Below are 13989 nucleotides of genomic sequence, written 5' to 3'. Positions count from 1 at the left end.
CGAACAGCTACTACTCAAAGCTTAACCGTTGTTTTCTTGCCACTGTATTTCACCTCTTTGGCCGGGGCATTGTCCTCGCCCAGTCCAGTGCCGTGCTGCTCGTCGACCACAATGACGCGGAACGTGCGCGCCGCCTGCATGCCCGGAAACGAGCCGGTGCGGTCGCCGAAAGTCAGCTGCCGGGCTTTGTCATTCCAGCGCATGGTTATCGTGGCATAGGCGCCCTTCTTATAGTTGTAATTGTCGTTTTCGTCCTCGTAAAGCGTGAATTCGCCATTAGCGCCGGGGTACACCCGGATTTCCAGCGGCGCACCGTCTTTCTCGCCGGTGTATTGCTGGCGTGGCCCCAACGGCAGCACCGAGCCAGCCCGCACGTAAAGTGGCATGAGGTCGATGGGCGTGGCGCGCTGCACGGTTTGGCCGCCAGTCTGGCGCTGGCCCGTCCAGAAATCAACCCAGCTGGCGCCAGCGGGCAGGTACACTTCCGTGGACTTGGTTTGCGAAAAACTGGCGGGCACGGGCGTGTTCTTGTCGGGGCGCGTCACGTACTGCGCTTCCGTCACGGGCCGCACCAGGAAGGCCGGACCGAACAGATACTCGCTGCTTAGGTCGGCCACCTTCGGGTCCTGCGGGAAGTCCATGGGCAGGGCGCGCAGCAGGGTGCCGGCGTTGTGCGTCACCTGCCACATGTTGGAGTAGAGGTAAGGCAGCAGGCGGTAGCGCAGGTTGATGTACTTCTCCTGCGAATCGAAGGCCCAGGTGCCGCGCTCGCCAAACTGGTAAATCTCGCGGGGCGTGAACTCGCCGTGGCTGCGCATCATGGGCGTGAAAGCCGCAAACTGCTGCCAGCGCGTGTAGAGCTCCTGAAAGGCCGGGTCCTTCACTCCTTTCGGGTACTCGCCGGAGGGGAAAAAGCCGCCGATGTCGCTGTTCCAGTACGGGAAGCCGGCCAGGCTCAGGCTGAGGGCGGCGGGCACCTGCTTAGCCAGCACGTCCCAGCGCGAGTTCACATCGCCCGACCACACCATAGTGCCCTGGCGCTGCTGCCCGGCAAAGGCCGAGCGGGTGAGGATGAACACGCGCTTATCCGGGTTGGTCTGGCGCTGGTGTTCCGCCACGCCGCTGGTGGTCATAAGTGGGTAGGCGTTGCGCACCCGGCGGAAGGAGCCCAGGGCCGTTTCGTTGTCGTCGTCGGTGTCGAAGGGCGTGAGCTGGTCGGGCTCGGTCGCGTCGAGCCACCAGCCATCCATGCCCAGGCTGAAAATATTCTTGTTCAAGTATTTCCAGTAGATGTCGCGGGCCTCGGGGTCGAAGGCATCGTAGACCTTCACGTGAGGCGTGCGCGGCCAGGTGATGAAGTCGAAGAGCATGTCCTTGGCCGCCAGCTCCTGGTAGAGCTTGGTTTTCTTGCCGAAGGAGGGCCACACCGAAATAATCTGGTGGGCGTGCAGCTGGTGCACCTCGTCCACCATGCGCTGGGGCTTGGGGAAGCGCGGGTTGCCAAACTCGGTGGAGTTCCAGAGGTCGTTGTCTTCGCCCCAGTACTGCCAGTCCTGCACAATGCCATCGAGGGGCACGCCCAGGCTGCGGTACTTCTTGACCACGCTAATCAGCTCCTCCTGCCCTTTGTAGCGCTCCTTGCTTTGCCAGAAGCCCAGCGTCCAGCGCGGAAACATGGGGGCCTGGCCAGTGAGGCTGCGGTAGCGGGCCACCACGCCGTCGGCCGTGCCGCCCCCGTTCAGCACGTAGTAGTCGGCGCAGTCGCCAATTTCGGAATCGAACGTGGTGGCCTGGGCGTTGTCTTCAAATTTGGTGGTCGAGTAATTATCCCAGAACACCCCGTAGCCTTTGCTGGAGTGCAGCACCGGCACGGCAATGCTCATGTTGCCCTGTTTCAGGGTCAGCTTCTGGCCCCGGTAGTTGAGGTGGCCGTCCTGGTGCTGGCCCAGGCCGTACACCGCCTCGCCAGGCGCCAGCTGAAACAGCTGCTGCACCCGGTAGGTAGGCTGGCCCAGGTCGGTTTTGGCCGTGAAGCGCGAACCCCGCGCCGGCTCCTGCACCAGCGGCTGTCCCTTGGCAGTGAAGAAGCTCACCTGCCCGGTTTTGGCGTCGAGGCGGGCTTCGGTGCTGGCGCTGCTCAGGCTAATGAAGCCGTTTCGGGTGGCGTACTTCAGCTTGCCCGGGGCGGGCGTCAGCACCACCGCCAGGCTTTTTTTCGCTACTTCGTGGCCTTTCGGAAACTTCAGCACCCGCACAATGTCGGGCGCATAAAACTGCAGTTCCACCGTCAGCGAGTCGGTGTTGAGGCGAAGGCCGGTAGCGGTGGGCTGGTACTGCTGGGCGTGAGCGCCGGAAGCAAGCAGCAGGCCGAAGCCAACGCACGCCAGCAGGCGGGGGTGGGAATTTAGGAGCAAATCAGGTGAGGTGGAGGGGTGAAAATTTGGTCTTGAGACTGGGCTACTTCTTCTCTTCGCGCTGCACGGCCGGGCGCGTCACCACGTCCACGTCCACCACTTTAGCGGGGAACCAGACGGTCATTTCGCCCTTGCCACGGTTGGCCCAGGCGTAATATGGGATGGCGGTGAGCATTTGCGGCACGGTCTGGATGGTACCAGCAGCTTCGTCGACCTGCACGGTGGGTACGGTGGCCGTGAGGGTGGTCACGCCATTCAGCAAGTCGGGGCGGAAAGCAGTGGCGAAGCTGGCCGAGGACGGCACCAAAATGTTGCTGGTTTTACCATGGTTGTCGGCCCACTCGGCGCAGTACACGATGGGGCCGCGCTGCAGGGCCACTTTGCCCAGGTCGTCCTTTACGTTGGGGTTGGCTACCACGCGGCGCACGTCCATGGGCAGGGTCATTTCCACTACGTCGCCCTTGCGCCACTTGCGTGCCAATACAGCATAGCCGTTGCGCAGGACGTAAGATGTTGACTTACCGTTGATTTTGATATCGACCTTTCTTTGGCTCGCCCGCCGGGGTGGCGAAGGTGTAGAGGTTGGAGGGCATGGCCTGCTCCCGGGCCCAGCCGGGCACCCGCAGCAACAGGTTAAAATCGGTGCTGGCGGCCGGGTTCACGGTGAATTTCAGGGCGCCGTCCCAGGGATAGTTGTTTTGCTGCACCAGCTGCACGCGCTTCTTGTTCACGGTCAGGTCGGCGGTGCCACTCACGAACAGGTTCACGTACACGTCGCGGTTGTGCTGGCCGTAGATGTAGCCGGGCAGGCTCGGAAACAGCCGGGCCAGGTTGGTGGGGCAGCACGAGCAGTCGAACCAGCCCGCCCGCGCAGGCTCGGACTGCGGGAAGGCAGCGGTGTTCTTAATCTGCATGGCGTTGCTGTAGAAGAACGACTTGCCATCGAGGCCCACGCCCGAAATCAACCCGTTGTACAGCACCTTCTCCATGATGTCGGCGTACTTGGCATCGCCGTGGAGCTGGAACATGCGCTGGTTCCAGTACACGTCGGCCACCGAGGCACAGGTTTCGTTGTAAGCCGTAGTGTTGGGCAGCTCGTAGTTGTCGCCAAACCGCTCGCCGCCGGGCACCGAGCCGGTTCCGCCCTGCACGTACATCTTCTTGGCCACCATGTTGTTCCAGATGGTATCGACGGCCGCCAGCAGCGGCTTGTCGCCGGTCAGGGCCGCTACGTCGGCCATGGCCGAGTATAGGTATTCGGCGCGCACGGCGTGGCCCACGGCCTCGGTCTGGGCCACCACGGGCTTGTCGTCCTGCCAGTACTGGCCGTTTCTCCACTCGTCCTTGCTCTTGGGGTCGTAGCCTTTGTACTGCCCACGCTGGTCGAGGAAAAACTTGGCCGTTTGCAGGTACTTGGGCTGGCCGGTCACGCGATAGAGCTTCACCAGGCCCATTTCCACGATTTCGTGGCCCGGTGCCACCGCCCGCTTGCCAGACCCAAAGGTGGCGCACACGAGGTCGGCGTTTTTGAGGGCGATGTCGAGGAAATTCTTTTGTCCCGTTGCTTGGTAATGAGCCACCGCAGCTTCGTACAGATGGCCCGAGTTGTAGAGCTCGTGGCTCAGTTCACGCTCCTTTTCCCAGCGCTCCTTGCCGGCCCAGGCGTGCGGATGGGCGGGGTCGATGGTGCGGGCGGTGTAGAAGTAGCCGTCGGGCTCCTGGGCAGCCGCTACCTTCTTAATCAGCACATCAACGTACTCTTTCAGGTGCTCATCGGGGTACAAACTCAGCGAGTACGAGGCGCCCTCAATGGTCTTGTAGATGTCGGTATCGTCGAAGGGAAACGTCGTGGCAAACTTCCCCGACTTCGCCGCTGCCATTTCAAAGTTCTTCACCCGATTGGTGGCCTCACAGCGCTGAAACGAGGCCGGAATGGTCACATCGGTGTTGGTTTTGAGGCGTGGCAGCCAGAAATTATCGGCCAGCTTCACCTGCGTGAAGGGCACGGGCCGGATGGGGTAGTCGGCCACGGCCTGGGCCTGGGCGGCCCCGGTCAGTAGCAGACCAGCCAGCACCGTTTGGGAGAGTAGCAGCGGGGAATTCATATCAGAAAGCGGGTGGGAATCAATCAGTCGGAAGTCAAAAATCAGGCGGGCATGATGCGGAAGGCGTAGGCCAGCTCGTTGGGCTTTTGGGCGGGTAGCGTCAGGGCCAGGCCCTGGGCCGTTTGCTCGAAGTGCAAGGCGCCAGGGCTGCCCAGCAGCTCGACGCGGCCCACGCGCTGCGGGTAGTGCGGGCTACCGGCCGCCAGCGCGGCAATGAGCAGCTGGCCATCGGCCGGCCAGCCCAGCGCTGTGGCGTACAGCACCTTGTCCTTGGTCACGAAGCGGATATCCTGCGGGCCAAAAGGCTTGCCCTTGCCCTCGTTGAAGCCCTGCGCGCTGAGCCCCGGGGCGCTGGCCTGGGCGGGGCCTTCGCCAAATATTTTCCAGGGCCGGGTACCGTAGATGCTTTCGCCGTTGGCCTGCATCCAGGCGGCAATGCCTTCCACCACGGCCCGCTCCTGCTCATCAATGCTGCCGTTGCCGCGCACGGGCACGTTCAGCAGCAAGTTGCCGTTTTTGCTCACCACGTCGATGAGGGTGTGCACTACTGATTTGGCGCTTTTGTAGCCGTGCCGGTCGTAGATGCGGCGGTCGTAGTGCCAGTCGCCCAGGCAAGTGCAGGTTTGCCAGGGCAGCGGCTCAATCTGGTTGCTCTGGCCGCGCTCAATGTCCCAGACCATGCACTTGCGCTGCTGCTCATCCAGAATCTTCCCGTTGATAACCGCCTCGTTCCGACCGCCGTGGCGCTTGGCGTTGGCGTTGTACATGTGCGCCGCAATGCGCAGGCCCACGTCGCTCACCGGCCACAGCGGCAGCGCGGTGTCATCGAAATACACCAGGTCAGGCTCGTATTTATCGAGCAGCTCCACGGTGCGGTTGAAGAACTTCTCGCAATACTCCCGGCTGGGCACGGCCGCGCCGTTGCCCCAGTTCCACTGCTTATGAATCGCGCCGTTGTCCAGGCTGTTTTCACTCAGGGGGTGGTTTTGGGCGTAGAGGGCCTGGGGGTCGTAGCCCTGCCACCACTTGCCCGCGCCGTCGGCTGCCGTCATGTGGCCGTCGTAGGGCACGCCGGCCAGCGGGCCAGCTTTGTCGGCGCGGCGGCTGGGCTCCAGCCAGCTCCAAGTGTGGGCGGCGTGCACACTCACCCCAAAACGCAGGCCGTGCTTTTTAGCAGCTTTCGCCCAGCCGCCCACCAAGTCCTTCTTCGGCCCCAGACGCGTGGCGTTCCACGGCTGGTGGGTGCTGTTGTAGAGGTCAAAATTGTCGTGGTGGTTAGCCAGAGCTACGAAGTATTTTGCGCCGGCTTTCTGGTAGAAGCCCACCAGCTCGTCGGGTTGCCAGGCCTCCGCCTTCCACTCGTTTATCACATCCTTGAAGCCGAACTTCGACGGGTGTCCGTACTTCTGCACGTGGAAATTATACTTGTCGTGGCCTTCCATGTACATCTCGCGGGCGTACCAGTCGCCGTATTCGGGCTGGCACTGCGGCCCCCAGTGCGCCCACATGCCAAACTTGGCATCACGGAACCAATCGGGCGTTTGGTACTGAGCTAATGATTCCCAGGTGGGCCGAAAATTGCCGGATGCCGTGCGCTCACCAGCCGGCGCCAGCGGGCTCCAGTTCAGGCCAGCCACTACGCCGGGTAGCCACGCGGCGGGTGCGGCCAGGGCCAGTTTTTTCAGAAGTTCGCGGCGGTGCATCATAGTGAAAGCGATGGGTGACACTGTGGGCACGGGAGGTCAGCACAATGCCGGGGTAAAAGTGCAAATAATTTACACAATCGTTTGTGTAATGCTGCTAAAAAATTGCCAAACTGGCTCGACAAGCCAGCCTGGCAATTCAGGCTGATGCTGTTTTAGGGATGGGCGTTAGGGCGGCTTGCTTTGATTTTCGTTGGCTTCACCGACTCGAATACGCTCACGGGCAGAATGTTGCCCTGGGCATCGAAGCGCATGGGTGCGAGACAGGTTTCGCGGTTGTAGCCGTTGCCATCGGGGATGTGGAAGCGGTGGAAGGCAATGGCCCATTGGTCGGTGCCGGGCACCTGCACCACCGAATGGTGGCCGGCGCCTTTCACCACACCATGCCCTTTCAATATTGGGTTCTTCTCGGCCTTAGTCCAGGGGCCCAGGGGTGAGCTGGCGGTGGCGTAGGCCACGGAATAGCGCGGGTCGCGGGTATCATATTCGCTCCACATCAGGTAATACTTGCCCTTGCGCTTGAAGGCAAATGTGCCTTCGTTGTAGCCCGGCGGCTTAAACTCGATGACGGCAGCCGGGTCGTAGGAAATCATATCGGGGTTAAGCTTCACAACGTGGCACTGGCCCTGGCCCCAATAGAGGTAGGCACTGCCATCGTCGTCCACCAGCACCATGGGGTCAATGGCCTGCCCTTTGAACAGCCCTTTTGCTACCAGCGGCTTGCCCAGTGGGTCTTTGAAGGGGCCGGTAGGCTTGTCGGCCACGGCCACCCCGATGTTGGTAGCGGCCGAGTAGTAGAAATAATACTTACTGTTTTTGGCAGCAATAGCCGGCGCCCAGGCATTTTTGCTGGCCCAGGTCAGGTCGCGCGGCAGGTCCAGAATCACCCCTTCGTTTTTCCACTGCACCATGTCAGGCGACGACCAGCAGGTGAAGCTCGTGGCGCCCCAGCCCTCAATGCCGTCGGTGGTTGGGTAGAGGTAGTAACGGTTGCCGAACGCGGCAATGTGCGGGTCGGCGTAGAGACCGGGCAGCGCGGGCGCGGGGGCATGAAGGGTATCGGCCGGCAGGCGCTGGGCCCGGGCAGAACCCGCCACCCACAGCAGCACGACTAAGAAAGGCAGGCAAAAACGCATCTTACTGGATAAAAGGACTCTAAAAAATTACGAACGCGCAGCCCCCGTCAGTGGCCGGTTTAAGTCCCACCTCTTGCCGGCCAATAGCTTCGCAAAGAAGCCATACTTACTCACAAATTCTGCCGGGAGCCGCACGTTCGTTATGGGGTTGGTTGGAAGCTGGTATTAGTAGCCGGGGTTCTGGCCCAGCGTAGCGCCCACGTTCAGGTCGATGGTGGACTGGGGAATGGGCAGCAGCAGGTGCTTGGTGGTCAGGCCCAATACCGGCGCGGGATTCAGGCGCGTCACGCGGTCGATGAGGGTACCGGTGCGGATGAGCGTGAGGCGGCGCTGCTCCTCCCCTATCAGCTCGCGGGCGCGCTCGTCGAGGATGAAGTCGAGGGTCATCTGGCTGGCCGTTACCTGCGCGGCCTGGGCCCGGGTGCGCAGCATGTTGATGCTGGTGGCGGCTTCGGAGAGCTTATTCTGATTGAGCTGGGCCTCGGCCAGCAGCAGGTAGGTTTCGCCCAAGCGCATCATGGTCAGGTCCTTGATGGTGCCGAATCCGAAGGTATCCGTGGGGTCGAACTGGTTCCACTTGGTGGTGTAGGGCGTGATGAAGAAGATGGTATCGGAACCGGTGAGGCCGGTGACGCGGCGGCCGTAGAGCGCGGGCACGGCGGGGTTGTTGTAGTAGAAGCGGCGCTTGAGGTTGTACTTCGAGTTGCGCATGTCCTGGGCCGCGTACAGGCGGTAGTCGACCCAGTTGCTGAGGCGCATCCGCCCAATGCCGCGCCCACCCAGCGAGTCGGCCAGCAGCATGCCGTTCACGTTGTAGTAGGCCGGCACCCACATGCGGCGCTGCTGGGCGCTGGTGGTGGCACCGGGCACCAGCAGCTGCTGCTCAATGCCCCAAATCAGCTCGGTATTGCCCTGGTTGCGGCGCTGATTGCCTACAATGAACATATCCGCGAAGTAGTCGCCGGGCTGGGTCGACTTCACCCCGTAGCGGGCCCGAATCAGGCTGTACTGCCCGCCGTTCACCACGGCTTGCAGCTGGGCTTCGGCCAGGGCCGGCTGGTTGGTGCGCAGGTACACTTCGCCGAGCAGCTGCTGGGCGGCGCCCTTCGTGATGCGGCCCGATGCGGCTCTACTGGCCACGTACAGGTTGGGAATGGCTGCGGTCAGGTCACTGATGATGAGCGAATTCACTTCCGCAATGGGCGTGCGGGTAAAGTCGGTGCGGGGCGTAGTCACGGGCTGCGTAATCAGCGGCACGTCGCCCCAGAGGGTGGCCAGGAAGTTGTAGGCATAGGCACGGTAGAAACGGGCCTCACCGCTGATGCGGTCTTTGTAGCCCTGCCGCAGCGTACCCGGCGCAGCGGCCGCACCCTGAATAATCTGGTTGCAGTTGTTGATGGTGCGGTAGGCCCAGCTCCACATCACGCTGGCGGCCACGTCCTGCGAATTGAGCAGGTTGTAGTTGTAGTAGGGAATTTCGGCGCCTTGAATCTGGCCGGGAATGGCCACGTCGGTGCCGAGCTGCATCATACCTAGCAGGCCCTGCTCGTCGGAGCGAGTGTACTGCTCGCGCACCACGGATTGCAGGCCGCCCATGGCCGCTTCAAAACCCAGCGAATCGGTGAGCACGGTCTGGGGCGTGTAGAGCGACTTGGGGTCTTCGTCGAGGAAATCTTTTTTACAGGAGCTGAGCAGCTGAGCCGCTGCCAGCAGGGCCAGGCCCATTAATCCAATGCGTTTCATATAAGTGGGAGCGTTTTGATGAGCTGATAGCCGGTAGCTATTAGCTGTTAGCTTTTCCAGGACTTTCTGTTTCAGCGGCTGGCGTAGCCGTCCTTCCTATGGCTTGCCTTTGGCTTGCAGCATTTCTGCGCTTATCGCGAAGGCTAATTGGCTAACCGCTAATGGCGAATAGCTTGATTAAAGGGTCACGTTGAGGCCAAACACGAAGGTTCTGAGCTGCGGGAAGTTGGGGTTGGCGCCGGTGCCGGGGTTGCCGAGTGTGGTCAGGTTGTCCACGTTGCCCGAACCGTTGCCCAGCGTGTAGCCCTGCTCGGGGTCCCAGCCCACCCACTTGGTCCAGGTGTAGAGGTTGCGGCCGCTCACGTACACCGACACGCCGCCCATTTTCAGGCGCTCGGTGAGCGAGGCGGGCAGCGAGTAGCTCAGCGTCACGTCTTTGAGGCGGGTGTAGCTGGCGTCCACCGGGTAGCCGTAGCCGCGGGTATTGTAGAAGTTCAGGCCGGGGCGGTCGTTGCTGGCGTTCTGGGCCGTCCAGTAGCCTACTTCCTGAGGTGTGTTGAGGCGGCCGCCCAGGTCCACGAAGTTCAGGATGCCGTTGTTTTTCAGGATGCCCTGCGCCGTTTGCAGGAACACGCGCAGGCTCAGGCCCTTGTAGGTAAAAGTATTGGTAAAGCCGGCCGTATAGTCGGGCAGCGACGAGCCCTGGTACTCCCGGTCCTTCTCGTCGATTTTCTTATCACCGTTCAGGTCAGCAAATTTCAGGTCGCCGGGCTTAGCAGTAGGGTCCTGCTGCGAGACGTCCTCGCCTACCTGCCACACGCCAATCTTGCGGTAGTCGTAGATGGCACTGAGCGGCCGGCCCAGGAAGCGCCGGTTGCCCAGGTCGTCGGTGTTGGTGTAGCCCAGCTCCAGCAGCCGGTTGCGGTTGGCCGATATGTTGAAGGCCGACGACCAGCTGAAGTCGGCTTTCTGAATATTTACCGTGTTCAGCGTTAACTCAATGCCCCGGTTTTGCACCCGGCCAATGTTGTCGAGAATAGAGCTGTAGCCCGAAATAATCGGAATCTGCCGCGCCAGCAGCAAGTCCTTGGTTTTGGCATCGTAGTATTCTACGGTGCCCGTGATGCGGTTTTTCAGCAGACCAAAGTCGATGGCGTAGTTGGCGCTAGTGGTTTGCTCCCATTTCAGGTTGGCGTTGCCGATGATGTCGGCGCGCACGCCCACCGCCGACACGCCGCCGTAAGCGTATTGCAGCAACGCATCGCCCGTGATGGTCTGGTAAGGGTTGATGCCTTCGTTGCCGGTAGTCCCGTACGAAAAGCGCAGCTTCAGCACATTCAGAATGCCGTTATCCTTCAGGAAAGCTTCGTTGGCCACGTTCCAGCCCAGGGCTACCGACGGAAACACTGCATACTTATCGGCAGTGGCCCCAAACACCGACGAACCGTCGCGGCGGGCCGTGGCCGTAAACAAGTAGCGGCTGTCGTAGGAATAGTTTACGCGGGCCATCTGCGATTCCAGGCGGCGCATCTCGCTATACGACTTGATGGTGGGCGTGTTCGAGCCCGAACCAATGCTATTAAAACCAATCTGGTCGTTGATGAAGCCGCTGGCATTTTCGGTGTTCGTGAAGTACTTGTTTTGCTGGGCGCTTTGCACCAGCGTCACGTCGACGTGGTGCTTGTCGAAGTCCCGGTTGTAGGACAACACATTCTCCACCGTGTAGTTAGGCCGCTCCTCGTTCACCAGGGCCGCCGAGCCGCGCAAGTCGCCACCAGCCCGGCCCACGTAGTTGGCAAAGCGGTAGGTGCGGTAGCCGTAGGTCACGTTCAGGCGGTATTTCAGTCCGCTCAGGAAGGTGGGCGCCACCTCGAGGTAGCCGGTACCAGTAAGCTGATTGACGCGACTTTCGCGGGTGGTAGTGGTGCCAATAAGCGGGTTGTTAAACAGCTGCTCCGGCTGCTGCGGAAAAATGGTGTAGGTACCGTCGGGGTTGTACACGTTGCCGTAGGGGCTGGCAATCTGGGCCGAGCTCAGGTTGGCGCGGCCGCCGCCGTCGTCGTTGTTGGCGTAGAAGGCCGAGGTACCCACCCGCAGCCAGTTGGTCAGGTTGGCATCAATGTTTGTCCGGAAGCTGATGCGCTGGTACTGAAAGCCTTTGATGATGCCCTGCTGCTTGAAATAGTCGCCCGACACGAAGTACTTCACGTCGTCGTTGCCACCCGAAATCGACACGTTGTGGTCCTGGATAAAGCCCTGCTGCTTAATCAGGTCCATCCAGTCCACGGTGCGGCCGGCGTTGTAGTTGTCCACCTCGCTCAGGTTGGGCACGTGGCCGAAGGTGATGCCCCGCTGCCGGGTAAATTCCTCGTACTTAGCCGCAAAGTCCGGGCCGTTCAGCGGGTGCAGCTTGTCCACCATGTATTCCGGCCCGGCATAGCCCGCGTAGCGAATCTGGGGCTTGCCGGTTTTGCCGCGCTTGGTGGTTACCAGAATCACGCCATTGGAGCCTTTGGTGCCGTAAATGGCCGTCGAGGAAGCGTCCTTCAGAATCTCAATCGAGGCAATGTCGTTGGTATTGATGTCGTTGAGGTTGCCGGCAAACGGCAGCCCGTCCACAATCAGATACGGGTCGGTATTGGCCGTAATCGAGCGTACCCCGCGAATCTGTATGCTGGACTGCGAGCCTGGCACGCCCGAGCCACTGGTCACCTGCACACCGGCCACGGCGCCTTGCAGAGCCTGGGCCACGTTGGCTACCGGCAGTTTTTCGAGCCGGTCCTGCGGCACCGAAACCACCGAGCCCGTCACGTCGGAACGCTTCTGGGTACCATAGCCCACCACCACTACTTCGTTGAGGTCCTGGGCACTGGGCGCCAGCTTCACGGAAAGCGTCGTGCGGTCGCCCAGCACAATTTCCTGCTTCACGTAGCCGATGGACGAGATGACGAGGGTGGCATTGGTGGTGCCCGCCGGCACATCGAGTGAGAAGCGGCCGCCGGCGTCGGTGGTGGTGCCCACCGCGGTGCCCTTCAGCAGCACCGTCACGCCGGGCATGCCCTCCCCTTTTTCATCGAGCACCGTGCCCGAAATGGGGCCCGCTACGGCCGGCATGCGCAGCCCAATCGGGACTTTCGGCACGGCGGCTCCGCTGGCGGAAACCGGGGTTATGGCTGCCAACGGCAGCGCGCTACACAAGAGTAAAAGTTTTGCCTGCATACCTTTTTAGAAAAAATTTGCAGCGGGCTAACGCCTGCCTGGGTGGGAAAAAGCAAGTGGTAGGAAGAAGAAAATCAACAGCTTTTATAGAGGGTAAAAGTAGGCTGGCGTATAAGCCCTGACGGGGCCTTTTTCAAGCAAAAAAGGGGGGCTAATTCAGCATTGGCAACTTATTTTCAAGCCCCAATGCCCAAGTCCTAGAAATAAGGGTCTGGATTATAATATATTATAAGTGTTGGCTCACTCACCTATGTATTAGCAGGCATTACCCTGTGTAGCACTGCGCAATACCTATTAGCTGGCCTTGCCAGGCCCACCGGCTGGGTGCTGGCGAGTAGGCATAGTGCTGCAAGGGCGATGGTGGTGTGATTCCAGTGGTAGGCCTGCTGCGAGCAGGCAAGCCCGCGAATACGCCTCCCCTTATTTCCGAAAACAGCACCCCTGGGTTCCGGCGCCATGCGCTAGTATTGCGGTTAGTTTCCGGGGCCGCGCACCGGCCCTTACCGCCTACTTACCTCCCCCACCCACATGCTCGTTGCCTTCCGCTCACTTCGCCCGCTTGCCTGCACGCTTCTGCTAGCGCTGGGCTTTGGCCACGCTGGCCATACCCAGGAAATATCCCCGGCCGACAAGGCTGTTTTCAAGCCAAAGTTTATCAAGAAGCAGCTGTTGAAGGCTACGCAATGGCAGCTGGCGCACCCCCGGCACAAGGTCACGGACTGGACGAATGGCGCGTTTTACTCCGGCGTGTTTGCCGCTTATCAGGCCACCAAATCCAAGCTGATTCTGGACTCGCTGCTAGCCATGGGCGAGCGCACGCAATGGCAGCCCGACAAGCGCTACGACCATGCCGACGACATTGCCATCTGCCAGACTTACCTCAACCTGTACCGCCTCAAAAAAGACCAACGCATGTTAGCGCCCACGTTGGCTGTGGTGGAAAAATTCCGCACCGAGCCGGGCCCCGAAGTAGCCAAAAACGGCATCGCCTGGTGGTGGTGCGATGCCCTGTTTATGGGCCCGCCGGTGCTGGTGAAGCTGGGCCTGCTGGAGAACCAGCCCAAGTACCTGGCCCTCAGCGACACGTTGTACCAGCAGACCTATCGGCGCTTGTTCAACCACCAGGAGCACCTGTTCTCGCGCGATGCTTCTTACCTGTGGAACGAGGCGGGCGAGGGCAAAAAGGAAAGCAATGGCCAGCGCATTTTCTGGAGCCGGGGCAATGGCTGGGTGATGGGCGGCTTGGTGCAAATCCTACAGGAACTGCCGGCCAACCACCCTACCCGCGCCTTCTACGTGAGCATTTTCAAGGAAATGAGCGCCCGGCTGGTGCAGCTGCAGCAGCCTGATGGCCTGTGGCGCTCCAGCCTGCTCGACCCGGCCGCCTATCCCGGCGGCGAAACTTCCGGCTCGGGGTTCGACACCTACGCCATGGCCTGGGGCATCAACAACGGCCTGCTGGACCGCGCCACCTACCTGCCGGCCGTGCAAAAGGCCTGGGTGGCGCTCAACAAGGTAGTGTCCCCGGAGGGCCGCGTGGGCTGGGTGCAGCCCATCGGCGCCGACCCGCGCCGCGACTTCTCGGCCGAAAGCTGGGAAGTGTACGGCACCGGCGCCTTCCTGCTGGCCGGCTCGGAAGTTATTAAATTGAAGTAACGCCAGCACTGGC

General features: G+C 61.2%; 8 protein-coding genes. 1 reads left to right on the top strand and 7 read right to left on the bottom strand.

Annotation, left to right across the window (positions count from 1 at the left end):
* Positions 1-14: 14 nt before the first annotated feature.
* From J4E00_RS07245 to J4E00_RS07215, 7 genes are all read right to left on the bottom strand, one after another.
* Positions 15-2414 carry a TIM-barrel domain-containing protein gene (locus J4E00_RS07245; protein WP_208174475.1) on the bottom strand — a complete coding sequence of 800 codons (2400 nt, stop codon included), beginning with the start codon at positions 2412-2414 and terminating at the stop codon, positions 15-17.
* A gap of 43 nt (positions 2415-2457) precedes the next feature.
* Positions 2458-2895 (bottom strand): hypothetical protein, encoded by a 438-nt coding sequence (locus J4E00_RS29810; protein WP_410779744.1) that lies wholly within the window; start codon positions 2893-2895, stop codon positions 2458-2460.
* Positions 2896-2932: 37 nt separating this feature from the next.
* A complete protein-coding gene (locus tag J4E00_RS07235) occupies positions 2933-4519 on the bottom strand; it encodes a glycoside hydrolase family 127 protein (protein ID WP_208174474.1) in 1587 nt (528 codons plus the stop codon).
* Positions 4520-4560: 41 nt separating this feature from the next.
* Positions 4561-6225 (bottom strand): alpha-L-fucosidase, encoded by a 1665-nt coding sequence (locus tag J4E00_RS07230; RefSeq protein ID WP_236049592.1) that lies wholly within the window; start codon positions 6223-6225, stop codon positions 4561-4563.
* Between the two features lie 152 nt (positions 6226-6377).
* Positions 6378-7358: a family 43 glycosylhydrolase gene (locus J4E00_RS07225; protein WP_208174473.1), complete on the bottom strand. Its 981-nt coding sequence runs from the start codon at positions 7356-7358 to the stop codon at positions 6378-6380.
* Positions 7359-7523: 165 nt separating this feature from the next.
* Entirely contained in the window at positions 7524-9101 is a 1578-nt protein-coding gene (locus J4E00_RS07220; RefSeq protein WP_236049591.1) for a RagB/SusD family nutrient uptake outer membrane protein, read from the bottom strand.
* 177 nt (positions 9102-9278) lie between these two features.
* Positions 9279-12281 carry a SusC/RagA family TonB-linked outer membrane protein gene (locus J4E00_RS07215; protein WP_208174472.1) on the bottom strand — a complete coding sequence of 1001 codons (3003 nt, stop codon included), beginning with the start codon at positions 12279-12281 and terminating at the stop codon, positions 9279-9281.
* Between the two features lie 567 nt (positions 12282-12848).
* On the opposite strand from J4E00_RS07215, the gene J4E00_RS07210 reads away from it, so the two are divergent.
* On the top strand, positions 12849-13976 hold the full coding sequence (locus J4E00_RS07210; protein ID WP_208174471.1) for a glycoside hydrolase family 105 protein: 1128 nt from the start codon (positions 12849-12851) through the stop codon (positions 13974-13976).
* Positions 13977-13989: the final 13 nt, after the last annotated feature.

It is taken from the genome of Hymenobacter negativus (assembly GCF_017571495.1).
In the GTDB taxonomy this organism is placed as follows: Bacteria; Bacteroidota; Bacteroidia; order Cytophagales; family Hymenobacteraceae; genus Hymenobacter; species Hymenobacter negativus.
This window is presented reverse-complemented; position numbering and strand designations above follow the sequence as displayed.

Coding starts and splice junctions, on each gene's coding strand:
- J4E00_RS07235 (WP_208174474.1), bottom strand. CDS start 4,519: ATGAATTCCCCGCTGCTACTCTCCCAAACGGTGCTGGCTGGTCTGCTA.
- J4E00_RS07230 (WP_236049592.1), bottom strand. CDS start 6,225: ATGATGCACCGCCGCGAACTTCTGAAAAAACTGGCCCTGGCCGCACCC.
- J4E00_RS07225 (WP_208174473.1), bottom strand. CDS start 7,358: ATGCGTTTTTGCCTGCCTTTCTTAGTCGTGCTGCTGTGGGTGGCGGGT.
- J4E00_RS07220 (WP_236049591.1), bottom strand. CDS start 9,101: ATGAAACGCATTGGATTAATGGGCCTGGCCCTGCTGGCAGCGGCTCAG.
- J4E00_RS07210 (WP_208174471.1), top strand. CDS start 12,849: ATGCTCGTTGCCTTCCGCTCACTTCGCCCGCTTGCCTGCACGCTTCTG.